Source organism: Campylobacter sp. P091, from assembly GCF_002138935.1.
In the GTDB taxonomy this organism is placed as follows: Bacteria; Campylobacterota; Campylobacteria; order Campylobacterales; family Campylobacteraceae; genus Campylobacter; species Campylobacter devanensis.
Genome location: NZ_MJKZ01000002.1, coordinates 114,964 through 140,331, shown reverse-complemented (window position 1 = coordinate 140,331; position 25,368 = coordinate 114,964). Strand labels below are relative to the sequence as shown.

Genomic DNA, 25,368 nt, shown 5'->3' with positions numbered 1-25,368 from the left:
AATACCTTGTGTTTTGCTTTTTAAATCAGTTTAATTATTCTAAATTCTAAGCAAGATTTTGCTAAAATTACGCCGATTTAATAAGGATTTATATGGAATTTAAGATAGATAAAATAAGCCAAAACGCCAGAGCTTGTACTATTAAGATGGCTCACGGAGTTGTACAAACTCCAGTATTTATGCCTGTTGGCACACTTGGGGCGATTAAGAGTCTTGATGCGATTGATATGGGTGAAATTTTAAAAGCTAAGATAATTTTAGCTAATACCTATCATCTCTATTTACGCCCCGGAAGTAAGGTTATAAGGGGATTTGGCGGACTTCATGGGTTTAGTAGATTTAATGGGAATTTTCTTACTGATAGTGGTGGATTTCAAGCTTTTTCTCTATCGCACCGCTCTAAACCAGATGAAAATGGGATTAAATTTAAAAGCCATATAGATGGTAGCCTTCACTACTTCACACCAAAAAGCGTTTTAGATACTCAGTATGATTTGGGTAGTGATATTATGATGATTTTAGATGATTTAGTAGCGCTACCAGCGACAAAAGAACGCATAGAGCTAAGCCTAAAACGCACGATAAAATGGGCCAAAGAGGCTGAAATTTATCATAAAAATCAAAAAGCAAATGGAGTTGGAGTTAATCAAAATCTCTTTGGAATAATACAAGGTGGGACTGACTATAACGCTAGAAAAGAGTGTGCTATGGCCTTGTGCGATATGGATTTTGATGGTCTTGCTATAGGTGGGCTAAGCGTGGGGGAATCAAACGAGCAGATGTATGATACAGTTGAAGGTGTAATGCCATATATCGATCCAAATCGCCCAAGATATCTAATGGGCGTTGGTACCCCAGAGGATTTAGTAGAAAATGTTAGTCGTGGGGTTGATATGTTTGATTGTGTGATGCCTACAAGAAATGCTAGAAATGGGACGCTATTTACTAGCTTTGGTAAGTTAAATATCAAAGCAGCAGCATTTATAAACGATCATGAACCAATAGATAATGAGTGCGGGTGCTACACTTGCAAACGATATAGCCGTGGATATTTAAACCATCTATATAAGGCTAAAGAGCTTACATTTTTTAGATTGGCAAGCTTACATAATCTACACTACTATTTAAATTTAATGAAAGAGATGAGAGAGGCTATCTTGGCTGATAAGTTTATAGAGTTTAAGATGGAATTTTATGCTAAAAGGGCTTTAACTAAATAGCTAAAGACTATAATTAGAGTATCACTAAAAATTTTAATACTTTTTATAGCTTTTAAAAACTTAATAAAATAGATTTAAATTTAATAGTTTTAAATTTAAATCTATGCAATGTAAGATATACAAAATGCGGTATTTTATATAATCTTATAAATTTTTTAAAATATTTTTATCAATTTGCTCAAATCCTTGATCAAAAAATCCACTATCAGGCTGAGCATAAAACTCATAATCAAAAATCTTAGTTCTTAAGCTATGTAGATATAGTCTTTTTGAGCTACTTTTGGCATATTTTTCATCTCCGACAATGCCAAATCCACTACTTGCTAAATGCACTCTAATCTGATGAGTTCTACCAGTTTCTATATCTATTTTTAGTAGTGATTTTTTACCTTCGACTGCTACTGGAGTGATATGCGTGATAGCTGTTTTGCCACTTTTTAGATCGATTTTGCTAAAGGCTCCAGATTTTGTTTTTATAGTTGTTAGTGGCTGGTTTATAGTAAAGCTTTCACAAACTATACCTTTAACAACTGCAAGATAGGTTTTACCTACCCTATTTTGTGCAAATTCTTTAATAGCACGCTGTTGAAAATCTTCATTTTTATATAGCAAAATCACTCCACTAGTCTCTTTATCTAGACGATTTAAAAGTGGAAATTTAAATATTTCAGCGATCTTTTCACTCGTGATAAAAGGCGGTTTGTTGATTGCTATTATATTTTCATCTTCAAAAATTTTCACTGGTTTGGCTAGTTTTGTTATCTTAAATTTAGCACTCTCTTTTAAAAGTCCTCTAGCAAGCACAAGCCTTTGGCCGCCTACGCTTACTAGTCCAGCGTCTATTAACTCCTTGGCTTCGTTGTTTGAAATGCCCTCTTGAATTGCTAGAAGTTTATAAGCCTTTTGCATATTTATCCTTTTATCTCTTTTATTATCTTATCCATATCGCACATATTTATAATTTTTGTGTTTTTTAAATTTGAATTTATCTTTTGCCACACATTATCATATGAACAAAACTCAATCCCGCTTACTGCTTTATATAAATCTTTTTGATTATGGATATACTCTCCGCTTAAAATTTTGCATTTAAATTGAGCTGCCTCTATAGGATTATGCCCTCCAATGCCCTTTTCAAAACTACCACAAAGCACGACAATATCAGCAATTGCATATAAATTAACCAGCTCCCCAAGAGTATCTACAAGAATAATCTGCGAATTTAACCCCATATTATCACTAAATCTCTCAAAGCTTATATTTTTAATACTATCTTTAATAATATTATAAACGCTATTAAATCTCTCAGGATGACGCGGAACTATAAAAAGCTGGTCATTATCCTTAAGAATTAGATTAGCTAATAGATTTTTCTCTTCATTTTCATGTGAACTAGCTATTATTATCACTCTTTTATCTGGTTTTTTATATTGCTTTGATGGCTTTGGTAGATTGGCTGATTTGATATTTCCTACGACTTTGATATTTTTAGCCCCTAGGTTTATTAAACGATCTTTATCTGTCTGGCTTTGTGCTAAAACTAAATCAACATATTTAAAAAGCCATTTATAATAAAATTTAAATCTTAAATAATTTTTATAACTTTTATCACTAATTCTAGCATTTAAAAGTATAGTTTTAGAGCCGTTTGATTTAGCTACTCTAAATAAATTTAGCCATAATTCTGCTTCAAAAACTATTAAAACATCTGATCTGCTTAACCAAAAAGGCAAAAAGCACTCAAATGGTAAAAACCTACAATCTGCATATCCCTTAGCCTTATCAAATCCAGTTTGGGTAATTACACTTACTCTACAATCTTTTAACTCTTTTACTAAAGGCTCAATAGCACAAGCCTCACCAAAGCTACAAGCATGAAAATGGTATTTAGCAAATTTAGGCTTTGGATTGCGATATAAGAAAAATCTAGCCCTAAGGCTACGGACAAACTTTTGCTTAAAACTTAAAAGCCATAAAAACGGCGAGCAAATTCCGAGCAAAAGTGCCGTAAATAGAGTATAAATCACTCCTCAATAGTCTCTTTATATAAGATTCTACCACAATGTGGACAAGTTGTGATATCTTCACTTTTAATAATATTAGCATATGTTTTATCATTAATTTTCATAAAGCAACCATAACACGCCTGCTTTCTAACTGGTACAACTGCTGTATTTTTTGCCCATTTACGAATTTTTTCATAAAATGTAAGTACTTTTTGATTCATATCAGCTAGTAATTTCTCTTTTTGATCATAAATCTTGCTTCTTTCATTTTCAATAGCTTTTAACTCATCAGCTACTTCGCTATTTAAGCTATCTAATGCACTTTGAGCATTAGATTTTTTCTGTTCTAGTTCAGTTTTTAACTCATTTTTACTATCTATTATTCTCTCAAGTCTGCCAATCTCTTCATTAGCTGCTTCAAGTTGATCTTTAGCTAGGTCTTCTTCTAAATTTAGAGCTTTTATCTCTTTTTCGCTTTTGACAGCTGAAGATTTTTTGCTAATATCTTTGATTTTGGCATTAAATTCATTAATATGAGAATTTGTATTAGCAATTTGTGCCTTTAACTCTGATATTTCTGTATCAACTTTTTCTATATTTTCATCTATAGTTGTTATTTCATCTTTTTTAAGTTGTAAATTTCTATTAATACTCTCAATTCTTGGTGCGTAATTATCTATTTTTTGGTCGATTTGTGATAAATTCACAAGTTGTTGTAAATACTTATTCATTGATTTCCTTTGGTTATCTATATTCAAATGGGTTTATTGAATTTGTGATTGTAGCAAAAACTTTAAACTTTTGCAAGTTTAGCGCCAAAGACTCCCCAAAATACCGCTCACTTTCAAAATGATTAATATCAATCAAACTAAGTGAATTTTCATAAGATTGAAGTGCTGTATGATATTTAAAATCTCCGCTTAAAAAACAATCGGCTTTAAAACTACCAATTAGCTCACTTCCACTTCCAGTACAAATGGCTGCTGTTTTGATAAAATCACATCCTTTAACTACTCTTATAGTAGTTAAATTTAATTTGGATTTTATATCAGTTACAAACTCTTCAAAGCTCTTATTTACCTCAAATTTAAACACAAATTCACTATCTTGTTCATAATTTTTATAGCCTAAAACCTCACTTAATACAAATTTATTCAAAGCCACTTTATCATAATTAGTATGCATAGAGATTAAGCTAATATCCTTTTTAATCATATCTTTGATTAAATTTGCTGGATATTCACTGCTATTAATCCTTTTTAAACCTTTAAAAATTAACGGATGATGTGTTATAAAAAGTGTTCTAGGCTTAGCCTGAGCTATAAGTGAACTATCTAAATCAAGACTTAAAGTAATACTATTAAACTCATCATTCATACTACCTATTATAAGTCCAGAATTATCCCAACTCTCTTGTAAATCAAATGGCGCTATGCTATCAAGCATAGCATAAATTTCAGATATTTTCACCTATTTTAAACTCTCTTTATAAGCTAATGCGCAGCCTTTAGCTAGTTCTCTAATTTTTAAAATATAGTCTTGCCTTTGTGTAACGCTAATTGCTCCACGTGCATCAAGTACATTAAATGTATGCGCTGCAAGCATACAATAATCATATGCTGGAAGTGCTAATCCATGCTCTAAAATCGCCTTACACTCATTAGAGTAAGACTCAAACCATGCAAAGAGTTTAGCAGTATCAGCAATTTCAAAGTTATATTTGCTAAATTCAAATTCACCTTGTTTATGCACATCGCCATATGTTACTACATTGCCATCATGATCATCCCATATGATATCATATACGCTATCTTTATCTTGTAGATACATAGCCAATCTCTCAATTCCATATGTTACTTCAGCGCTTATTAATTCGCACGGAATTCCGCCGACTTGTTGAAAATATGTAAATTGAGTTACTTCCATACCATCTAACCAAACTTCCCAGCCTAGACCCCATGCGCCAAGAGTTGGGCTCTCCCAGTTGTCTTCTACAAATCTTATATCATGCTTTTTAAGATCAAGGCCAAGTCTTTCAAGGCTTTTTAAATATAGCTCTTGAATATTTTTTGGACTTGGTTTCATTATTACTTGAAACTGATAGTAGCTTCCAAGTCTATTTGGATTCTCACCATATCTACCATCTGTTGGACGGCGAGATGGAGCTACATAGGCTACATTCCATGGTTTATCACCTAATGAACGTAAAAATGTTGCTTGGTGATAGGTTCCAGCGCCAGCTGGCATATCGTATGGTTGAACGACAATACAGCCTTGCTCATTCCAGTATTGTTGCAAGGTTAAAATTATCTGACTAAATGTCATGAATTTCCTTTATTATTAAAATTCTCTATGGCCTTATTCCACATCAACTTATATTTACGCTTTAAAAATTCAACCTCTTCTTGAGCATTTTTAAGCTGAGTAGTAAGCGTCTCAACCGTCTTTCTATCCTCATCATATAACTCTTGCATAGAATAAAGCGCTTCTTTTAAAAATTGATTTTCATTTCTAAGCACATCTAATGTTTCATCTTTAGCATCTAGGACTTTTTCGTGTAAATTTAAAATCGTTCCAATTGTCTTTTCGACAAAGCTCTCACCTGGTAAAGTATGTTGCTCGGTACTAGCAACTATCTCACCATTGTGCGCTGGTACAACACTCATTGTGCCTTCGTTAGCCTCTATATATATTACATCATTATCTATTTTTGTATTTAATGCACCACGCTCAATCATACCATCAACAACTTCACGCTTTAGATGTACTAGCTGACAAAACTCATCAATGGCTAGATATGTTTTCATTTAGCACCACCTAATAAAACTTCGATTTTTTTAGAATCCATTTCAAGTGATTTGGCCTGTTTTTCTCTATCTTCTTTTAGTTTTAAAGCCAAATTTTCATCACTTAGAGCTAAAATTTGCATTGCTAAATATGCTGCATTTTTAGCTCCAGCCTTGCCAATTGCTAGAGTTGCTACTGGCATACCAGCTGGCATTTGAACAGTTGAATATAGCGCATCTACGCCATTTACTGCTGAACCTCCCATTGGCACACCAATCACTGGCTTTAGACTATAAGCAGCAACTGCACCGGCTAAATGAGCTGCCATACCCGCTGCACAGATAAATACTGCTGCGCCTCTAGCATCGGCATCTTGGACATATTGATGAGTTCTAGTTGGGCTTCTGTGAGCTGAACTGATAATCATCTCATATTTTACATCAAATTCTTCTAAGATTTTAGCCGTTTCGCTTACAATCTCGTAGTCGCTTTTGCTACCCATTATAATGCTTACAAATTTCATCTACTCTCCTTCTATAATCTCTTTACGCAAAAAGCTAAATTCTGGCAAGTTTGCAGGGAGATTGATCTCGTTTTCATTTCCGCTATGAATTTCATCAAATTCCTTACCTTTAGTACTTATTAGCTTTTTAAATTTAACATAATACTTATTATCATCTTTTTTATAGATGGCACCAAGCTCATTTTCTACACTATCTATCACTGCATTTACAGGAGCAAAAATCTCATACTCATGCTTTGTATCAATTTTAAATTTAGTCTTAAAACTTTTACCATCTAGACTAATAGCATGAACTTGATGCGTACCCTCTTCTATACTAGTAGTATGGTTTTGCGTGTCATCTCTCTCATATGGTTTATGAATAAGATAACCATCGCTAAATCCACGATTTTTAAGTGTATTTAACTCTGCAGCATAAATTTCTGGATTAAATTTACCAGCAATTGCATCATCAATAGCCATTCTATAAGCCTTGGTAGCGCAAGCTGCGTAGTATTCGCTTTTTGTTCGACCTTCAATTTTTAGGCTATCTACAGCGCCGGTTTGAAGAATTCGCTCTATATGCTTACTTAAATTTAGATCTTTGGAATTCATTATATGCGTACCATGCTCATCCTCTTCTAAACGAAATAAAGCTCCATTTTCAGGACTTTTAGCATATAATTCATAGTTAAATCTACAATCATTAGCACAACTTCCACGATTACTTAATCTACCGCTTTGTACTGCTGAGACTAGACATCTACCTGAATATGCAAAACACATCGAGCCATGACAAAATATCTCTAATTCTAGGCTTGGAATCATCTCTTTAATTAATACAGCATCTTTTAAGCTCATCTCACGAGCTGCTACTATTCTACTAGCACCCATATCATGGTAAATTTGAGCATCTAGATAATTCATTACATTTGCTTGAGTAGATAGATGTATCTCTATATTTGGAGCGATCTCTTTAGCAAGTTTCATAACCCCAGGCGTAGCGATTATAAAGGCATCAACGCCAAATTTGCTAATTGTTTTGATATGTTTTTTAAGGTTATCAAGCTGAGTATTATATGGAAAACCATTTACCGTAGCATAAAATTTAGCACCATTTTCGTGTGCTAATCTCACGCCCTCTTCAAAACTCTCAAGATCAAATTCCTTTGCACTTCTTTGACGCAAAGAGAAATTACCCACACTTGCATACACAGCATCTGCGCCATAAGCTAGAGCAATTTGAAGTTTGGTTAAATTTCCAGCTGGGCTTAAAAGTTCTGGCTTTTTCACTTTTTACCCAATGAGTTGATTAAAGCTTCTATATCAGCATTACTTACAACATCTTCAGTTGTTGTATCGCCCTCAATATGCATAGCTGAACCAACACGTTTTTCATCATCAATTTTACCTTCAAATAGGCTATTCATATATTTACTTAGCGCACGCATTACATTGATAACTCTTTCTATTTTTTGGCGGTGGATATCTTGATATTGCATCATATCCATCGTCATCATAATTTCATCTTGTCCCATTTGAACATTGCTTATAATATTATCTATTTTATTGTCTAGATTTTTATTAAGCTCTAAAAGTTCGCTAAATGTTTGAACATTTGGAAATTTTTCATGCAAAATTTCAAAAACCTCTATATTTCTTGCAATGCAAGTTTTAGCATCATTTGATGTGTTTTCTGCATCTAGACAAAATCCACTAATAGTTTCAAGCTTATCAAACATCTCAGTGGCTTTTTTTTCAGAATCCTTTGTAACATCATCTAGTTGATTAACGACTTTATGATCATCTGTCGGTGGTGGTGGTGGCCACGCACTTATTGAACTTACTCTATAATTATCGTGCGTAACGACATGGCCGCTATTTTGAACCACAGCATCAGCATCTTCGGTTAAATCTGGCTCATCAAGACTAGTATCGCTTACATTATCTGTATCTGTATTATCTACACTGCTAGTTAAATCGCTTAAATCTTCAGCCATTAAAGCATCTAATTCTTCTTGTGTCATAAGATCTCCTTAGGAACGTAATTGCGTGATTGTATCTAAATTTAGATAAATTTTGCTTTACATTACAAAAAATCATTTAATATTTCAAAAAATATTTTTAAATTTTGCTAACTTTAAGGAATCATTTTGTATAATTCCGATTCTTAACTTAATTTAGTGCGCTCTTAGCTCAGCTGGATAGAGCATTTGATTGCGGTTCAAAAGGTCAGAGATTCGAATTCTCTAGGGCGCACCACTATTTAATCATTGATTCAATTTAAATTTAATCTTTTATTTTATATAATTCTTCTATTAATTTTGTATTTTTTAAGGATTTTTTCATGATCGTAGATCTACACAATCATACTCCACTATGCAATCACGCAACAGGTACTCCAATAGACTATGCCAAAGCTGCTTTTAATCAAGGGTGTAAATTTTATGGATTTAGCGACCATGCACCAATGAATTTTGACCAAAAATATAGAATGAGCTTTAAGGATATGGATGACTATAAAGAGGCAATTGAGATGCTTAAGGCTGAATTCAAAGGCAAAATGGAGATATTATTTGGTTATGAGGTTGATTATTTACCTGGATTTATAGATGATAGAGTCTTAAATGCTAATGTAGATTATCTAATTGGTTCGGTACATTTTTTAAATGGTTGGGGATTTGATAATCCTGAGTTTATTGGAGAGTATAAAAATAGAGATATTGATCAAATTTATATTGATTATTTTGACGCTATTAAAATGATGGCAAAATTTGGCAAATTTGATATTGTTGGTCATATTGATCTTATCAAGGTATTTAACTATAAGCCAAAAACAGATATAAGAATTATCGCTAAAGATGCTTTAAATGAGATCAAAAAAAGAGGTATGACAGTAGAACTAAATAGTGCTGGTCTTCGCAAGCCAGTAGGCGAAATTTATCCCGGAGATGAGATATTAGAGATGATGGCTCAAATGGGGATTGATATCACTCTTTCAAGCGATGCGCACTCTGTAGAGCAAGTTGGTTTAAATATGGATAAAACTATACAAAAAGCTAAAAAATTTGGCTATAATGAGGTTGCGATATATCAAAATCGTGATAAAAAGATGATAAAAATTTAAAATAGTATGAATTTCAATATAAATTTAAAATTAAAATTGATATTTTATGCTATAATTTCAAAATTTTAATTTTTAAGGAGTTTGCCTATGGGTAGATTTGTTAATAGCGTTGATGAATTTTTTGAATATTGTGATGAAAATGAAGTTAAATTTGTAGATTTTCGCTTTACTGATCTCAAAGGAACATGGCACCATGTATCATATAATATAAAAGCAATTAATAAAGATTCTTTTAATGGGATTCCATTTGATGGTAGCTCGATTGATGCGTGGCAGCCTATACATAAATCAGATATGATGCTTATACCTGATGTTGAGACTGCGTTTTTAGATCCATTTACTGCTGATACAACTATCATTGTGATATGCGATGTTTATGATATTTATAAAAATGATCTATATGAGAAGTGCCCTCGCTCAATTGCTAAAAAGGCTATGCAGCACTTAAAAGAGAGCGGAATCGGTGATGTAGCGTATTTCGGGCCTGAAAATGAGTTTTTTGTCTTTGATAATGTCAGAATTATAGACAAACAAAACTGCGCAATGTATGAAGTAGATACCGAAGAAGGCGAATGGAATGATGCTAAAGACTATAAAGATGGTTATAATAGCGGCCACCGCCCAAGAGCGCAAGGTGGATACTATCCAGTTCAGCCGATTGACTCAATGGTGGATTTAAGAGCTGAGATGGTAAATGTATTGGAGCAAGTTGGTCTTGAAACCTTTGTTGTTCATCATGAAGTCGCTCAAGGCCAAGGCGAAATCGGTGTGAAATTTGGAACATTAGTAGAAGCTGCTGATAATGTGCAAATTTATAAATATATAGTCAAAATGGTAGCTCACTTAAATGGCAAAACGGCTACATTTATGCCAAAACCTCTATATGGCGACAATGGTAGTGGCATGCATGTCCATCAAAGTATATGGAAAGATGGCAAAAATCTATTCTATAAAGCTGGAACATACGCAAATTTAAGCGATATGGCTAGATGGTATATCGGTGGCGTATTAAGACATGCCAGAAGCGTAGCTGCATTTACTAATCCAAGCACAAATAGCTACAAAAGATTAATTCCTGGCTTTGAAGCACCAAGCATTCTTACATACTCTTGCCAAAATAGAAGTGCTAGTTGTAGAATTCCTTATGGATCAGGAGAAAAAAGTGTAAGAGCTGAGTTTAGATTTCCTGATAGCACCGCTTGTCCATATCTAGCATTTGCAGCTATGTTAATGGCAGGACTTGATGGTATCAAAAACAAAATTGAGCCAGTAGGGCCAATGGATGAGGATCTATTTGAGCTAACTCTTGATGAAATTAGAGAGCGTGGAATTGAGCAGCTACCTCATACACTAAGAGGAAGTCTAGAAGCTGTAATCCGTGATAATAAATACTTAAGCGCTATAATGACAGATCACTTTATAGAGACTTATCAACACTATAAATTTGAGACTCAAGTATGGCCATATGAGCAACGCCCTACTCCGTTTGAGTTTAAAACTGTATATTCTTGCTAACATACCACCCTTGGGCAAAGCTCAAGGGTGATTTTATACTATAACTTTAAAATCTGACTACTTTTAAGAAAATTAATTGGAATAGATAATAAATTTCTAAATTGTTTTTTAGTCAAGGTTAATTCTTTTTTACTTTTAAAATTTGATTTTACATTTTTAAACTGAATAAGTATTCTAAAAACAGATTTTGAATACTTGCTTTTAATACCACAAAATTCATGTAGATTAAAATATAAGTATCTACTAAAGCTAAAAATTCTTTAGCTGTTTTATTTACTTCTAATGACGATATTTGTTTATTTCTATAAGCTTTTATCGAAGTAAAAAACATATTAAAGTCCGAAGCAGTAAAACTCTCTGGAAATACTAAAGTCATGTTTATATCATTTGCATATGATAAATCACCTTTTTCAACTTCTATTTTCATTATAAATTCCTTAATAAATTTTTTAATAATATATCTTATTATTAAGAGAATTAAAAAAATTAAAAGCCGTTTAATCAACATTTAAATATTTTTTTAAAGTTTGCAAAATTTATAAAAAAAGAATGTAAAAAATGTAAAACAAAAGCTATTATTTTGATTTTGCTAAAAATACTCTCAAACATCGCTAAAATTAAAGTTTAAGCTATTTTTATTAGATTAAATACTTCTTTACATAATAGCTTATAATATGAGACAACATCAAAACTAAATATTAATATTAGATTATATAAAATCATCCAATAAATTTAAATGATTTTATATAATATCTATCTTAAAAAAATTATTTATTCATCAAATTTAGAAGCGCTTTGAATTTTACTCTTTGTATTTTCTAATGAATGGTTTTCTATAATTGCAATTATCCCTTTTAATAACCCAATCGAAGCATCGATCTCAACCTTTCTAGTAGAAATGCTCTCAATATTTGCCCCTACACTTATGCCCTTAGCTAAGCCATATTTATATAAAAACTCAAACATATCAAGGCTAAGCTTGACTGAGCTCTCTAGTGCATCATCACTATCAAAAATCCTATGTCGTGATAACTCGCTAACTGAAATACCAAGCCACTGCATAAATTCAAAAGTCTTTATATTACCACACGGTGTAAATGTGAATATAATTGGAGTATTTTTGATTCCTAAGGCGGCAAAATCATCTAAAAATTTCTTAGCTGTTTCAATATCATAAACAGCCTGTGTGATAAAAAACTCACAACCCTTAACACGCTTAGATGCCACACGCAAATCTTCATCGTGTTTTTTAGTGTGTCTCTCAGGAATGCATATGCCACCAAGTGTTAGATCGTTAGCGATCTCTTTTTTCATCTTATATGCATCATTTAGACTAAGCTTTGGCGTATCAATAGCCGAACTAGCCCCCACAAATACACTAATTGCATCGCTATGAGTTTGTAAAAACTCTTTAAATTCAGCCTCATTATAGTTGCCTATAGCCTTATAAATTACAGCTTCATATCGATTTTGCAGATAATCTTTAGCATAAATTTCAGGTTTTATCGTACGGACAAATTCAAATGTTCTATTGCTAGAGTTGCGATTACTCTCATCTTGAAGGTCGTATACTACAAGACCATCTATCTTTATACCATCAAGCCTACTAAGTTGTCTAAGTGCTATCTCTTTAGCCTCATCATGACTTAAGCTAATCTTAGGCGGTGTAAGACCATATAGAACAATTCCGGATTTACCTTGCTTTATTTTAGTTTTTAGCATATGACTCCAAATTTACTTAAGAGAGCCAACCGAAGTTAGCTCTATAAATAAATTAACTCATACGAATGATTTTGACTGCTTTTACCATATTTTCTAGGCTTGGTTTTACCTCTGGCCATTTGCGAGTTTTTAGCCCACAATCTGGATTAATCCATAGTTGAGATTTAGGTAAAACTTCTAATAAGGCATTGATCTGTGCAGCAATCTCTTCAACCGTAGGAATTCTAGGACTATGGATGTCATAGACACCTGGCCCTACTTCTTGTTTATAGCCTACAGATTTAAAGATTTTTAGAAGTTCATTACCACTTCTAGCTGTTTCAATGCTAATTACATCGGCATCCATTGCTTCAATAGTTTTGATGATATCATTAAATTCAGAATAGCACATATGTGTGTGAATTTGAGTAAAAGCATTAGCAGCACAAACGCTTAGCTTAAAACAATCAACTGCGAATTTTTCATATGCTGGGATATTTTCTTTACGAAGTGGATATCCCTCTTTAAATGCTGCTTCATCAACTTGGATTATTTTAATACCGGCTTTTTGCAAGTCATCTATCTCATCATATATACAAAGTGCAAGCTCTTTAGCAATTTCACTTCTTGGTTTATCATCTCTTACAAAGCTCCAGTTAAGTATAGTTACAGGGCCTGTTAGCATACCTTTCATTATTTTTGATGTGCGACTTTGAGCATATGTAATCCAATCAACTGTCATAGGTGCTGGGCGGCTTACATCGCCAAATAGAAGTGGTGGCTTAACGCATCTACTACCATAGCTTTGAACCCAACCATTAGCACTAAATGCGTAGCCTTTTAATTGCTCACCAAAGTACTCAACCATATCATTTCTCTCAGGCTCACCATGGACTAATACATCCAATCCGCACTCTTCTTGGAATTTGATACAATCATCAATATATTTTTTAATCTCACTCTCATATGACTCTTTTGTGATTAGAGATTTTTTATATGCGTTGCGGACTTGTCTAAGCTCTGGAGTTTGTGGGAAGCTACCAATTGTTGTAGTTGGAAGATCAGGTAGATTAAAGGCGGCTTTTTGGATTTTAATACGCTCTTCATATGCTGTATCTCTATCAAATTTAGTTAGAGATTTTACTCTATTTTGAACATTTATATCATTGATTAACTCTGAAGTTTTTCTTGAAGCAATTGCCGAGCGATTAGCCTCAATCAATGAGCTACCAATCTCACAAAAATCACCACCATTTACCAATTTTTTAAGAAGTCTAAGCTCTGTAAGCTTTTCAACAGCAAATGCTAACCACTCTTTTATACTTAAATTTTCTTCATATTTTAAAGTATATGGCACATGTAAAAGTGAGCATGAAGTACCAATATATAGGCGTTCATCTGGGATAAATGCTTTGATTTTATTTACAATTTCAGCTTTAGCATCTAGATTGCTTACCCATACATTTCTACCATCTATTAATCCAGCAAAAAGCACTTTATCGCTATTTGATAGTAGTTTTAGAGCCTCTTCTTGACAAGCTGCATGGACAAAATCCAAACCTATAGCCCAAATTTTACTCTTTACTACTTGAGCTACAGCTTCATTTGCATGCTCAAAATATGTCATAAATATGATTTTAACATTATCTGCAACACTTGCAAGCGTGTCATAGATAGGTACAATTTTGCTAGCTAACTCAGCTGCTCTATCTGTTACAAATATTGGTTCATCTATTTGAATAATAATCTCATTATCAAGCTTTGAAAGTTCAGCAATTAGCTTTACATACTCACTACTTAAAGCATCTAAATGATCAAGCGCATTGCTACCATCTGTTGTTTTACTAAGAGCTAAGAATGTTATAGGGCCAATTAAATTTATTTTTGCATTTTCTACACCAGCTTCTTTTGCCTCTTTATATTCAGCAACAATCTTGCTGCTATCTAGATTAAATTTAACATCACGACTAAGTTCAGGAACTATATAATGATAGTTTGTGTTAAACCATTTTGTCATCTCCATAGCTACGCTATTTGCATTCCCTCTAGCCATTGAGAAGTATAAATCATAGCCGCTAAGTCCAGCAAAGCGTGGAGGAATCGCACCAAAAGCTACAATATTATCAAGCATTAAATCATAATATGAAAAATCATTTACGCTAATTAAATCTACTTTTGCGTCTATTTGATAATTCCAATGGCGTTTTTTTAACTCAGTAGCTACTTTTTCTACTTCACCAAAGCTAGTTTTACCAGCCCAAAAACTCTCAAGAGCAAATTTAAGCTCTCTTTGCTCGCCAATTCTTGGAAATCCTGTTACGAAACTTTTTGACATTTTATTATCCTTTTATATATTTTTAAATTTATTTGATCTGGCTGTATGAATGGCACATTTCAAACAAAACAAGTGGCGGTTGAAGTCCATGAAATCTATAAAATTGACTAAAATCACTACAATAGAAATTTTTTAGCTTTAATAGAGTTATACGTGTTTTTCGCTTAAATATACAATTGCAATGCACTGGAAAAGTGACCACAAAAGCCAAATAGGATATAGCATTAACAAATGAAAGCTGTAATCTAGCTAAAAATGTAAATTTATCACTATTTAAAGCTTTAGAAATAGCACGGTAAGCAAGCACACATGGGACAGCTCATAGCCTTTATATCCTTAAAAAATTTAAAATTTGGCGGGAATTTTAGCAAAAATCTTATAAATACTAGCTGAAATAGCCCTGATAAAGCAAGGGCTATTAACTCTCTTTAAATAGTTTTGAGGCTAGAATTTGAACTTTGTCTTGGTCGCTAGATTTTTTCATTGTTTTGAAAATTTTATTTAGATAACCCTCAAAAAACTCTTGATTATTTACTACTTTTTCGCCTTCAGATTTTATTATGCTGTGATACTCCCCATCACTACCTAGCTCAAATGCCAACTCATTATCTTGAACTTGCAAGCGTAGTATTTCACTCAATTTACCTTGAGATACCGGATCAGTAATTGGAGTCATCAACTCTAATCTACGCTCAAGATTTCTTGGCATCCAATCAGCGCTACTTATATAAAATTTAGGATTAGCGTGTTTAAAATAGAATATTCTAGCATGTTCAAGGTATTTACCGATTATCGATCTAACCTTGATATTTTGACTCATTCCAGGCACACCAGGGCGCAAACAGCAAATACCACGTATTATTAAATTTATCTGTACACCAGCGTTGCTAGCTTCATATAGCGCCTTTATTACATCGCTATCTACTAGCGCATTCATCTTAGCTATGATTCTGCCCTCACTACCCATTTTAGCTTCGTTTTTAATCATTGCAATCACACGCTCTTTAATCTGCATTGGCGACATTGACAATCCATTTAAGCGGCGATTTTTACTAAAGCCTGATAAAATATGAAAAAATGTTGTGGTATCTTTTGCTACATCGGCTCTAGAGGTAAAGTAGCTTACATCGGTATAAATCTTAGCACTACTACCATTATAATTACCGGTACCTAAATGAATGTAGAAATTTAGCTTATCACCTACTTGACGAATAACTTGACTAACCTTTGCATGCACCTTAAACCCTGTAATACCATATATTACATGTGCACCAGCATTTTCTAGTGCTTTTGCCCAATGAAGGTTATTTTCCTCATCAAATCTCGCTTTTAATTCAACCATTACAGTAACTTGCTTGCCGTCATTTGCTGCATCTATTAATGCTTGAATTATAGCTGAGTTTTTCTCCACTCTATATAAGGTCATTCTAATTGATATAACCTTTGGATCTTTAGCTGCCTCTCTAATAAACTGCGTAACAGGATCAAAACTCTCATATGGATGAAATAATAACACATCTTCTTTATCAATAGCATCAAACATAGAAATATTTTGCCCAAATGGCGGTAAAGTCTTTGGTGTGTATGGCGGAAGTAGTAAATGAGAAAATTCCTTATCCCCAATAATTTGCCAAAGCGCTCCAAGCGTTAGTGGAATATTATATTCATAAATATCTTTATAAAAGATTTTCATATGTAAATTTAGAAAATCTAAAATCTCAGGATCGCATCCAGAATCTATTTGAAGTCTAACAAATGCCCCTTTTCTACGAAGCTTAAGCCCCTGCTCTAAAATCATCATAAAATCATCGGCTTCTTCTTCTTCAATTACCATATCAGCATTTCTAGTAACCCTAAACGCACAGCTACTAAGCAATCTATAACCCGGAAATATCTCTTCAGCGTGCCTATGAACTATACTCTCAATTGGCACATAAATTCCATCACCAGCATAATAAAATCTAGGTAAAACTCTACTAATTCTAATCATACCAAACTTAATAATCTCAGGGTGAGCATCATCACAAAGTTTAACTGCTAAAGCAAAGCTAAGGTTATTAAGATGCGGAAATGGATGTGTAGGATCAACAGCAATTGGCACAATAACAGGTAAAATATTGGAGAAAAAATATTCATCTGCTCTAGATTTTACCTCGTCACTTAACTCTTCATAATTTTGGATAAATAATCCATGTCCTGCAAGCTTGCTAACTGTATCTTTATAGTAATTTTCTATTATCTCTTGTTCATCTTTTAGGTATTTTCTAATCTCTCTTAACTGATCTAGTGGAGTCATCTCATCGCTACCGCTTACTACGATACCAGCAGCAAATAACTGTTTAAGTCCTGCGATTCTGATCATATAAAATTCATCCAAATTTGTACAGTAAATCGCTATAAATTTAAGTTTTTCAAGTAGTGGAAGATCCTTGCTACATTGTGCTAAAACTCTAGAATTAAACCTAAGCCAAGATAATTCACGATTTATAAATTGATCCTTATTTTCCATATTTTACCTTTTTTGCTATTTTTTGCTACCAAATTCACGCAAGAATCTAGCCTGTGTTTTAAACCACTCTTTAAGCTCCATAAGTGGATATCCGCCATACTCTTTATAGCCTTCAATACTCTTTGATACAGCGCCACGCCCAGCAATCTTAGCAAAATCACCTATGCTTAGATGCCCTGCGGTTCCGCTTTGACCGCCCATTATTACATTGCGACCAAGCTTTGTGCTACCTGCTAAACCAACTTGAGAGACCAAGATACTGCCATAGCCGATTTCGCAATTGTGGCCTATTTGGACTAGATTATCAATTTTTGAGTATTTACGCACAATTGTCGGCTCAAAAACTCCCCTATCTATCGTGGTACAAGCGCCAATTTCTACGCAATCTTCTAAGATTACCCATCCATTGTGATATATCTTAATGTGTTCGCCAGTTTTGGTATGTGCGTAGCCAAAACCATCGCTACCGATGACTGAATTTGCGTTAATTATACACTCATTACCTATTACGCTATCAGCGTAGATTGTAACATTTGGGTGGATTATACAATCATTGCCGATTGTTACATTATCACCTATATATACTCCGGGCATTATTAGGCTATTTTTGCCGATAGTTACGCCACTTCCTATATAGGCATTTGGCATTATAGTTACGCTCTCATCTATATTTGATGGTTTGAATTCTCTAATCAATGGCTTTGAGAAGTACTTTGATAAGATGGCAAAAGCAAGATGGGGATTTTCTACCACAACCGCCCTACTCTTTACCATATCCACCATATCTTTACTCACTAGCACGGCACCAGCCTTACAATCAGCTAGATATTTTGTATTTTTAGGTGAATCGCAATAGCTCATTTGAGCCCTTTGAGCTAACGCTAAGGAGCTAAGAGAGACAATCTCGATATCATCACCGCTAAATTCTAATCCCAAAATAGAGTAAATTTGACTTAATTTCATCATACTTCCATCATTACTGAGCCGCTTCGGACTATTTGTATTGGGTTATATTTTTTCATAACTTTAATAAAACAATCAATTCTAGCAGAGTTATCACAGCCCATTACTATTATGTATTGTTCATTTGCGTTAGCTACTATAGCGTTATATGATTTTAGTATCGCATCAAGTCCGCTAAAATCCTCATTTAGCGAAATTTTGATAAGTGCCATCTCTTTTTCTACATATTCGCCACTATCATCTATAACTTTATAAGTTGGTATGAGTTTGTGAAGTTGCTTAACAATCTGCTCAAATACCCTAGCATCGCCACTTGTAGTGATCGTAACTCTAGAAAATTCACTCTCTGGCACAGGAGCCACGGTCAAAGAGTCTATATTGTACCCACGCCCTGAAAATAGCCCAACTATACGGCTTAAAACCCCGTGTTCATTTAATACAATTGCAGAAATAACCCTTCTCATTCTCACTCCAATATCATATTATAAATAGCCGCACCGGCTGGCACCATAGGCAAGACATTTTCAAATCTATCTATTTTAACCTCAATCACACTCACACACTCACACTCTAAAGCGGCATTTAAAGCAGATTCAAATTCGCTCTTTGTAGTAGCTACAAATCCCTTACCACCAAAGCCTTCGCAAATTTTGACAAAATCAGGCTGAATGCTAAGATCGGTATTAGAGTATCTCTCATCGTAAAAAAATGTTTGCCACTGACGCACCATACCTAAGAAATTATTATTTAAGATGATATTTATCACTCGTTTTTTATTCGCTACTAAGGTCATTAGCTCTTGGATATTCATCAAAAATCCACCATCACCACTAACAGCAATAACAGGCGCATCACTAGCCCAAGCAGCCCCCATCGCAGCTGGAAGTCCATATCCCATAGTGCCTAAACCACCACTTGTAAGTAGCTGTCTAGGGCGATTAAATGGGAAAAATTGCGCAACCCACATTTGGTGTTGGCCGACATCTGTGGCGATTATGCTCTCTTTTGGCAAAATTTCTCCCATTTTTTCTATCACCCATTGAGGCTTTAAGACTTCATCGCTATCTTTATAATTAAGCGGGTGAAGCTTTTTGTAAATTTCGATCTGATCTCTCCAAGCGCTAAATTCATCGCCATTTAAATTTATCTTCTCATTTAATTCTATCATTACATTTTTCAAATCGCCAACGATAGGATAATCTACTTTGACAATTTTACCAATGCTACTTGGGTCTATATCTATATGTATGATTTTGGCATTTTTGGCAAATTCGCTTAGTTTGCCTGTAACTCTATCATCAAATCTAGCCCCAAGACAGATGATCAGATCAGCCTCGCTTAATGCCATATTTGCAGCATAGCTACCATGCATACCAACCATAGCTAAATTTAAAGGATTAACAGGGGTTAAAACTCCAAGTGCCATTAGCGTCTCTACTGCTGGAATTTGGGTCTTTTGGATAAATTCTCTAATCTCATCACTAGCCCCGCTACTTACAGCGCCACCGCCTATATAAGCTATTGGTTTTTTAGATGCCATAATGACTTCACAGGCCTTTTTAATCTGATTTGGATGGCCTTTTGTGGTTGGCTTATATGTTTTCATCTTTATCTCGCTAGGATACTCAAAATTGCCAATAGCAGCCGTTACATCTTTAGGTATATCTACATGGACTGGGCCTGGGCGGCCACTTCTTGCTATATAAAAAGCTTGCTTTAAGATAAGTGGCAACTCTTCAATACTTTTGACTAAAAAATTATGCTTCACGCAAGGTCTTGATATGCCTACGGCGTCAATCTCTTGAAATGCGTCTGTGCCGATTAATGGTAGGCCAACTTGACCGCTAATTAAAACTAATGGGATGGAATCAGCATACGCCGTAGCTAGACCGGTTATAGCATTTGTAAATCCTGGGCCGCTAGTTACAAATGCCACGCCGACTTCGCCACTAACTCTTGCGTAACCATCGGCTGCATGTAGGGCTGCTTGTTCGTGGCGGGTTAAAATATGGGTGAAATACTCTTGTTTATATGTCTCATCATAGATATTTAATGCTGCGCCACCAGGATAACCAAAAACAACGCTAACACCTTCATGTTTTAGCGCTTCGCTTATCATTTGCGAGCCATTTAGCTTTTTCATATTTTTACCTTTAATTAACTTTGATTTTCAAATTCTTTGATTATAGCATTAAATTTTAATCATAAAGTTTAAAAATATGAATTTTAGTTAAATAAAATTTCTAAATGTATCGAATTTACACAGTTAGCCTATGTTTTTTATAACTTCGTTAGCGTTTTTACAATTTATCTCACCTAAAATTTGGATATCTCTACCCCAAGTTACATTTATATATTTTATATTTGCGTTTTTAGCCGCCATAGAATCCTTATAGCTATCACCAATAAAAATGGCTCGTTTACCAAGGCTATCCATAATCAAATTTAACATATTAGGGGCTGGCTTGCATGGAACTTTATTACTAGCACCTATAATCATCTTAAATTTATCTAGAATTTTAGCATTTTTTAAGATTATCTCTAGACTAGAATTAGGTGCATTAGATGCTACTGCCATAGCATAATTTTTATCCTCGCAATACTCCATAACTGCCATAGCCTCATCATATACTTTAGCATGTAAAAAGTAATTTTTTTGATACTCATCTTCAAAGATTTTCATCATATTATTACTGATTTTATCAACACCATAAAACTCTATCATATAGTTTTTTGCCGGATTGTTGATAACTTCGATAATATAACTATAACTAAGCGGAGTTAAATTTAACCCTAAGCGCATATAATTAATAGTCTCACAAATAGCTTGCGTGCTATTAATTAGCGTTCCATCCATATCAAAAATTATAACTTTACTCATAAACATGACCTTTATGCTTATCTTTTTTATAGCTTTTTGAATTTTTGAGCTTCTCAAGTGAATTAGCAGCCTTTAAAAGCATCGCCTTATCATCTATGGCAATGACTAAATTTACAAATTCACAAAGTGATTTTGCATATGGTTGATCAAGATAAACTGGCTCTATTTTAACTAAAATTTCTGCATTTTTTTCTACTAGCGTGCGAAATTTAATACTATCATAGTCATCACGCTTTAGATTTCTTATAACTAATTTAGCAAATTTTTCAAGCCCACGCAGATATTTAACTCGCTTTACTTTATCATTCATGGTTTTACTATATCTAACCCTTTTTGCGATGCTAGTATCATACCACCAGAGAGATTTATCACATCTTTATAGCCATTTTGAACTAGCAATTCAGAGGCTCTTAGACTACGTACTCCACTTCGACAAATTATAGCAATTTTCTTATTTAGATCGATTTTCTCCTTGATATTTTCTAGAAATTTCTCATTAAATTCACCATTGTTATCAGTTAAATTTACTAAAATAGCACCCTTTAAAACGCCCTGCTTCCACTCATTTGAAGTTCTAATATCGATAATCTGTATACTATTATCACTCATTATACTCTTATTAATATCTACAGAAATATATTTAGCCATCGCCATCGAAGTTGCCAAAAACATCACTATTAACACCTTTATCATTTAATTTGCCTTAAATTTGATTTAGCCTTTGTAGTAACTCATTAGGACTAATTAATCCAGTAATTTGAGATTTTAGCTCACCATTATTATATATTAATAAAACTGGAGGTCCATAAATTTGATACTCTCTCATTAGCTCCTCATTTTCTGGGCTTGATTGGCTTAAATCAATCTTTATTAGTATAAACTCATTAAGCTTCTTAGCCACATCGCTTTGGGTCAAAACATCACTTTCAAGCTCTTTACAATTAACACACCAACTCGCCCAAAAATCTATCAAAATTGGCTTTTGACTAGATTTTATAATCTCTTTTAGCTCTTTTAAATTGGTTACATATTTAAAATTAATATTACTTTTATCTTGCGTAATTAGCAAACTTGATTTTAAATTTGATCCAAATTTACTCACACTAAAATCAATAACTATCACCATACTAATAGCAAAAATTATAAGCATTACTCCTTTTATTGCACGTTGAATTATACTGCTAGCATTTTCAAACGCACCAAAAATCACGGCTAAAATAACACCTAAAACGCCCTGCCCTAGCAACGAAATTTCATCGCCAATTACGGGTGAAATAATCCAAAGTGCCATCGCAAGCATAATAAAGCCAAATATAATCTTAATTTTTACCATCCACTCACCTGGCTTTGGTAAAACCCTACCTCCACCAAGCCCAATAGCCAAAAGTGGAAGCCCCATACCTAAACTCATTACAAATAAAGATAATCCGCCAATAACAATATCCCCGCTATTTGCGATATAAAGTAACGCTCCAGCTAGCGGTGCTGCCACGCATGGTCCTACTATTAAAGCTGATGCTACTCCCATAAAAATAACGCCACCCATTCCGCTAAATTTAGAACTTTTAGTATTTAGGTAAGCTTGTAATGATTTTGGTAATTCTATCTCAAAAAGTCCAAACATTGAAAGTGCTAATACAATAAAAACAATACTAAAACCAATCAGTACTACTGGAGTTTGAAGCATTCCTTGGACACTAGCACCCAAAGAGCTTGCTAATACTCCAGCTATAGCATATGTAACACTCATAGCTAATACATATATAAGGCTGATTATAAAACCACTTTTGGCACTTTTAGCCCCTTTAGCGACAATCAAGCCTGAGAGAATTGGAATCATTGGAAAAATACATGGGGTAAGAGATAGCAAAACGCCGTATATAAAAAATGTTGATATTGCCCAAAAGATGGAATTGTTTGCTAAATTTATAGCTATTTGTGACTGCTCATTTTGAGTTTTTTGATTAGACAAATTTTGGCCTGATGCTATATCTTTAGATAAGCTAACTAATTCTTCATCATTTCTAGTAGCTAAATTTGTTTTGTTTGTAGAGTCTACTAGATATCTACTAGATATAACGCTACCACTTGAGTCAAATTCAACTCCAAAGCCATCCTTTAATGGCTGATAACAAAAGCCACTATCGCTGCAACCTTGGTAATAGATATCAAGATTAAAGCTATTTTTACCCAATACAATTCCTGCTGGGATAAAAATCTCTAAATCCCTATAAATATCATAGCTCTCATATTTTATCGCCTTAGGAATATTTAAAAGTCTTGTGATATCGTTATTATCTAGCATTATCTTGATTTTATCTTGATATAAATATACACCATCTGCAATATCAAATTTAGCTATTATACCACTTTGATTATCTCCGCTAATATTAAGCTTAAAAGCATCTTTGGGATCTAGTACACTACCAAAACACAAAATCCCAAAGAATAAAAAAATATATAAGAGTTTTTTCATAGATTTAAATTTGCTGGAATAACTCTATAGCATCTAGCTGCTCCCATGGATAACTAGGATCGCCAACCTGCCCTTTAGCTGCTACATCAGCGTATAAAAATGTATCTTTGCTAGGTTTATCTAGGCCAAATTTATCCGTTATCCATTTTGGAGTTAGGGCAAATTTATCATGTACAAACTCAGATAATTTATCATCATCACTATTTATATTTGTACCCATACAATCCACGCTTACGCTAACAGGTTTTGCCACACCTATAGCGTAACTTAGCTGGACTATACACTTTTTAGCAAGACCTGCTGCGACTATATTTTTAGCTATCCATCTAGCAGCATATAGGCCGCTTCTATCTACTTTTGTATAATCCTTACTACTTTGTGCGCCACCACCTATTGGCGAGTATCCACCAAAGCTATCTACTATTAATTTTCTACCTGTTAGACCGCTATCATGAAGTGAGCTATGATTTACATATCTACCTGTTGGATTTATATAGATTATGGTTTTATCTTTATCATAAAGCTCTTTTGGTAGTCCGGCGTCGTCTATTAAGCTTTGGATTAAGGCTCTTACCTCTCCTATTTTTAAGCTTTCAACGCTTGGGGCTGAGACTACTATTGTGTGGATTTTTTCTGGTTTGCAATTTTCAAAATTTGATTTTGTGCCATAGTCTATTGTAACTTGAGTCTTTATATCTACGCCTAATTTATCAGGGTTTTTAAGAGCGTATTCATAGACTTTATCACAAAGCACTCTTGCGTAAGTTATCGCTGCTGGCATTAAATTTTCAGTCTCACTTGAAGCAAATCCAAACATTATACCTTGATCTCCAGCGCCAATTTCACCACTGCTTTGATCTACGCCTTGATTGATATCTGGGCTTTGCTGGTTTAAAAATACATCTACCTCAATATCATCTGGATGGAGACATTGAGCTTTGCTAAAGTGTGGATTACCATTATAACCGATTTTTGCTAAAGCTGATTTTACTATAGATCTGTACTCTTGGTGGCTTAAATTTACACTTGAGTTGACTTCGCCGCCAATTACAATATGCTTTCCAGCGACAAAAACCTCACTAGCTACTCTTGCTTTTGAATCTTGTGAAAGTATCGCATCAACAATGCTATCAGCTATGATATCAGCGCACTTATCTGGATGTCCTGGGCTTACAACTTCACTTGTAAATAGATACATATTTTTCCTTATTATATTTGATTTTTGGGCGCAATTCTAACATAATTTTGTAAATTATATATTAATTCTATACCCTAAATTAATAGTAGCAATGGTTTGGATATCTTTTTAATAGATTTTAAAAATTTAATAATATAAAATATTAGAT

General features: G+C 33.8%; 24 protein-coding genes and 1 tRNA gene. 4 read left to right on the top strand and 21 right to left on the bottom strand.

The window, feature by feature from the left end; translation table 11 throughout:
• The first annotated feature begins 92 nt into the window (after positions 1-92).
• Positions 93-1,220, top strand: a complete 1,128-nt coding sequence (tgt, locus tag CIGNP91_RS02660) for a tRNA guanosine(34) transglycosylase Tgt (RefSeq protein ID WP_086253298.1) — start codon at positions 93-95, stop codon at positions 1,218-1,220.
• A 144-nt stretch (positions 1,221-1,364) separates the two neighbouring features.
• On the opposite strand, the gene CIGNP91_RS02655 is transcribed toward tgt, so the two are convergent.
• From CIGNP91_RS02655 to CIGNP91_RS02615, 9 genes are read right to left on the bottom strand one after another with little or no spacing between them, the layout of a single operon-like run.
• The gene (locus CIGNP91_RS02655; protein WP_179187352.1) at positions 1,365-2,129 is read right to left on the bottom strand and encodes a pseudouridine synthase family protein; all 765 of its coding nucleotides are present in this window, start codon (positions 2,127-2,129) and stop codon (positions 1,365-1,367) included.
• 2 nt (positions 2,130-2,131) lie between these two features.
• Positions 2,132-3,247 (bottom strand): lipid IV(A) 3-deoxy-D-manno-octulosonic acid transferase, encoded by a 1,116-nt coding sequence (gene waaA / locus CIGNP91_RS02650; protein WP_086253297.1) that lies wholly within the window; start codon positions 3,245-3,247, stop codon positions 2,132-2,134.
• Complete coding sequence (locus CIGNP91_RS02645; RefSeq protein WP_086233190.1) at positions 3,244-3,957, bottom strand: zinc ribbon domain-containing protein; 714 nt, start codon at positions 3,955-3,957, stop codon at positions 3,244-3,246. Before CIGNP91_RS02645 ends, waaA begins: the two co-directional genes overlap by 4 nt.
• A 13-nt stretch (positions 3,958-3,970) precedes the next feature.
• On the bottom strand, positions 3,971-4,696 hold the full coding sequence (locus CIGNP91_RS02640; RefSeq protein WP_086253296.1) for a Nif3-like dinuclear metal center hexameric protein: 726 nt from the start codon (positions 4,694-4,696) through the stop codon (positions 3,971-3,973).
• Entirely contained in the window at positions 4,697-5,551 is an 855-nt protein-coding gene (gene glyQ, locus CIGNP91_RS02635; RefSeq protein ID WP_086229008.1) for a glycine--tRNA ligase subunit alpha, read from the bottom strand.
• Complete coding sequence (locus CIGNP91_RS02630) at positions 5,548-6,033, bottom strand: DUF3972 domain-containing protein (RefSeq protein WP_086224518.1); 486 nt, start codon at positions 6,031-6,033, stop codon at positions 5,548-5,550. Before CIGNP91_RS02630 ends, glyQ begins: the two co-directional genes overlap by 4 nt.
• A complete protein-coding gene (gene purE / locus CIGNP91_RS02625) occupies positions 6,030-6,536 on the bottom strand; it encodes a 5-(carboxyamino)imidazole ribonucleotide mutase (RefSeq protein WP_086224519.1) in 507 nt (168 codons plus the stop codon). Before purE ends, CIGNP91_RS02630 begins: the two co-directional genes overlap by 4 nt.
• The gene (locus CIGNP91_RS02620) at positions 6,537-7,808 is read right to left on the bottom strand and encodes a peptidase U32 family protein (RefSeq protein WP_086253295.1); all 1,272 of its coding nucleotides are present in this window, start codon (positions 7,806-7,808) and stop codon (positions 6,537-6,539) included. It lies immediately after the preceding gene.
• Positions 7,805-8,542, bottom strand: a complete 738-nt coding sequence (locus tag CIGNP91_RS02615; RefSeq protein ID WP_086253294.1) for a chemotaxis protein — start codon at positions 8,540-8,542, stop codon at positions 7,805-7,807. Before CIGNP91_RS02615 ends, CIGNP91_RS02620 begins: the two co-directional genes overlap by 4 nt.
• Positions 8,543-8,700: 158 nt before the next feature.
• On the opposite strand from CIGNP91_RS02615, the gene CIGNP91_RS02610 reads away from it, so the two are divergent.
• From CIGNP91_RS02610 to glnA, 3 genes are all read left to right on the top strand, one after another.
• Positions 8,701-8,777: transfer RNA gene (locus tag CIGNP91_RS02610), tRNA-Arg, on the top strand.
• Positions 8,778-8,862: 85 nt separating this feature from the next.
• Positions 8,863-9,642, top strand: a complete 780-nt coding sequence (locus tag CIGNP91_RS02605) for a histidinol-phosphatase (protein WP_086253293.1) — start codon at positions 8,863-8,865, stop codon at positions 9,640-9,642.
• A gap of 87 nt (positions 9,643-9,729) precedes the next feature.
• Positions 9,730-11,157 (top strand): type I glutamate--ammonia ligase, encoded by a 1,428-nt coding sequence (gene glnA / locus CIGNP91_RS02600; RefSeq protein ID WP_086227029.1) that lies wholly within the window; start codon positions 9,730-9,732, stop codon positions 11,155-11,157.
• A 148-nt stretch (positions 11,158-11,305) separates the two neighbouring features.
• Here glnA and CIGNP91_RS02590 read toward each other — a convergent pair whose 3' ends face one another.
• From CIGNP91_RS02590 to metK, 12 genes are all read right to left on the bottom strand, one after another.
• A complete protein-coding gene (locus CIGNP91_RS02590) occupies positions 11,306-11,584 on the bottom strand; it encodes a hypothetical protein (protein ID WP_086227028.1) in 279 nt (92 codons plus the stop codon).
• A 344-nt stretch (positions 11,585-11,928) separates the two neighbouring features.
• A complete protein-coding gene (locus CIGNP91_RS02585; RefSeq protein WP_141081094.1) occupies positions 11,929-12,879 on the bottom strand; it encodes a methylenetetrahydrofolate reductase in 951 nt (316 codons plus the stop codon).
• 52 nt (positions 12,880-12,931) lie between these two features.
• Positions 12,932-15,193, bottom strand: a complete 2,262-nt coding sequence (gene metE, locus CIGNP91_RS02580; protein ID WP_086253292.1) for a 5-methyltetrahydropteroyltriglutamate--homocysteine S-methyltransferase — start codon at positions 15,191-15,193, stop codon at positions 12,932-12,934.
• A 418-nt stretch (positions 15,194-15,611) separates the two neighbouring features.
• The gene (locus CIGNP91_RS02570) at positions 15,612-17,702 is read right to left on the bottom strand and encodes an RNA degradosome polyphosphate kinase (RefSeq protein ID WP_086253291.1); all 2,091 of its coding nucleotides are present in this window, start codon (positions 17,700-17,702) and stop codon (positions 15,612-15,614) included.
• A gap of 15 nt (positions 17,703-17,717) precedes the next feature.
• Positions 17,718-18,665, bottom strand: coding sequence for a UDP-3-O-(3-hydroxymyristoyl)glucosamine N-acyltransferase (gene lpxD / locus CIGNP91_RS02565; protein WP_086229002.1), 948 nt, complete (start codon positions 18,663-18,665; stop codon positions 17,718-17,720).
• Positions 18,665-19,129: an acetolactate synthase small subunit gene (ilvN, locus tag CIGNP91_RS02560; protein ID WP_086224528.1), complete on the bottom strand. Its 465-nt coding sequence runs from the start codon at positions 19,127-19,129 to the stop codon at positions 18,665-18,667. The genes lpxD and ilvN overlap by 1 nt, the downstream gene beginning before the upstream one ends.
• 2 nt (positions 19,130-19,131) lie before the next feature.
• Entirely contained in the window at positions 19,132-20,808 is a 1,677-nt protein-coding gene (locus tag CIGNP91_RS02555) for an acetolactate synthase large subunit (RefSeq protein WP_086253290.1), read from the bottom strand.
• Between the two features lie 123 nt (positions 20,809-20,931).
• On the bottom strand, positions 20,932-21,546 hold the full coding sequence (locus tag CIGNP91_RS02550) for an HAD family hydrolase (RefSeq protein ID WP_086224530.1): 615 nt from the start codon (positions 21,544-21,546) through the stop codon (positions 20,932-20,934).
• Positions 21,539-21,856 carry a hypothetical protein gene (locus CIGNP91_RS02545; RefSeq protein ID WP_086228009.1) on the bottom strand — a complete coding sequence of 106 codons (318 nt, stop codon included), beginning with the start codon at positions 21,854-21,856 and terminating at the stop codon, positions 21,539-21,541. The genes CIGNP91_RS02550 and CIGNP91_RS02545 overlap by 8 nt, the downstream gene beginning before the upstream one ends.
• Positions 21,853-22,239, bottom strand: coding sequence for a rhodanese-like domain-containing protein (locus CIGNP91_RS02540; RefSeq protein WP_086253289.1), 387 nt, complete (start codon positions 22,237-22,239; stop codon positions 21,853-21,855). Before CIGNP91_RS02540 ends, CIGNP91_RS02545 begins: the two co-directional genes overlap by 4 nt.
• A gap of 10 nt (positions 22,240-22,249) precedes the next feature.
• Positions 22,250-24,022, bottom strand: a complete 1,773-nt coding sequence (dsbD, locus tag CIGNP91_RS02535) for a protein-disulfide reductase DsbD (RefSeq protein ID WP_086253288.1) — start codon at positions 24,020-24,022, stop codon at positions 22,250-22,252.
• 4 nt (positions 24,023-24,026) lie between these two features.
• On the bottom strand, positions 24,027-25,220 hold the full coding sequence (metK, locus tag CIGNP91_RS02530) for a methionine adenosyltransferase (protein ID WP_086253287.1): 1,194 nt from the start codon (positions 25,218-25,220) through the stop codon (positions 24,027-24,029).
• Positions 25,221-25,368: the final 148 nt, after the last annotated feature.

Excerpts from the sequence above, each read along its gene's own strand:
- tgt (WP_086253298.1), top strand. The coding sequence starts at position 93 with ATGGAATTTAAGATAGATAAAATAAGCCAAAACGCCAGAGCTTGTACT.
- CIGNP91_RS02655 (WP_179187352.1), bottom strand. The coding sequence starts at position 2,129 with ATGCAAAAGGCTTATAAACTTCTAGCAATTCAAGAGGGCATTTCAAAC.
- CIGNP91_RS02645 (WP_086233190.1), bottom strand. The coding sequence starts at position 3,957 with ATGAATAAGTATTTACAACAACTTGTGAATTTATCACAAATCGACCAA.
- glyQ (WP_086229008.1), bottom strand. The coding sequence starts at position 5,551 with ATGACATTTAGTCAGATAATTTTAACCTTGCAACAATACTGGAATGAG.
- CIGNP91_RS02630 (WP_086224518.1), bottom strand. The coding sequence starts at position 6,033 with ATGAAAACATATCTAGCCATTGATGAGTTTTGTCAGCTAGTACATCTA.
- purE (WP_086224519.1), bottom strand. The coding sequence starts at position 6,536 with ATGAAATTTGTAAGCATTATAATGGGTAGCAAAAGCGACTACGAGATT.
- CIGNP91_RS02615 (WP_086253294.1), bottom strand. The coding sequence starts at position 8,542 with ATGACACAAGAAGAATTAGATGCTTTAATGGCTGAAGATTTAAGCGAT.
- CIGNP91_RS02605 (WP_086253293.1), top strand. The coding sequence starts at position 8,863 with ATGATCGTAGATCTACACAATCATACTCCACTATGCAATCACGCAACA.
- glnA (WP_086227029.1), top strand. The coding sequence starts at position 9,730 with ATGGGTAGATTTGTTAATAGCGTTGATGAATTTTTTGAATATTGTGAT.
- CIGNP91_RS02590 (WP_086227028.1), bottom strand. The coding sequence starts at position 11,584 with ATGAAAATAGAAGTTGAAAAAGGTGATTTATCATATGCAAATGATATA.
- CIGNP91_RS02585 (WP_141081094.1), bottom strand. The coding sequence starts at position 12,879 with ATGCTAAAAACTAAAATAAAGCAAGGTAAATCCGGAATTGTTCTATAT.
- metE (WP_086253292.1), bottom strand. The coding sequence starts at position 15,193 with ATGTCAAAAAGTTTCGTAACAGGATTTCCAAGAATTGGCGAGCAAAGA.
- CIGNP91_RS02570 (WP_086253291.1), bottom strand. The coding sequence starts at position 17,702 with ATGGAAAATAAGGATCAATTTATAAATCGTGAATTATCTTGGCTTAGG.
- lpxD (WP_086229002.1), bottom strand. The coding sequence starts at position 18,665 with ATGAAATTAAGTCAAATTTACTCTATTTTGGGATTAGAATTTAGCGGT.
- ilvN (WP_086224528.1), bottom strand. The coding sequence starts at position 19,129 with ATGAGAAGGGTTATTTCTGCAATTGTATTAAATGAACACGGGGTTTTA.
- CIGNP91_RS02555 (WP_086253290.1), bottom strand. The coding sequence starts at position 20,808 with ATGAAAAAGCTAAATGGCTCGCAAATGATAAGCGAAGCGCTAAAACAT.
- CIGNP91_RS02550 (WP_086224530.1), bottom strand. The coding sequence starts at position 21,546 with ATGAGTAAAGTTATAATTTTTGATATGGATGGAACGCTAATTAATAGC.
- CIGNP91_RS02545 (WP_086228009.1), bottom strand. The coding sequence starts at position 21,856 with ATGAATGATAAAGTAAAGCGAGTTAAATATCTGCGTGGGCTTGAAAAA.
- CIGNP91_RS02540 (WP_086253289.1), bottom strand. The coding sequence starts at position 22,239 with ATGATAAAGGTGTTAATAGTGATGTTTTTGGCAACTTCGATGGCGATG.
- dsbD (WP_086253288.1), bottom strand. The coding sequence starts at position 24,022 with ATGAAAAAACTCTTATATATTTTTTTATTCTTTGGGATTTTGTGTTTT.
- metK (WP_086253287.1), bottom strand. The coding sequence starts at position 25,220 with ATGTATCTATTTACAAGTGAAGTTGTAAGCCCAGGACATCCAGATAAG.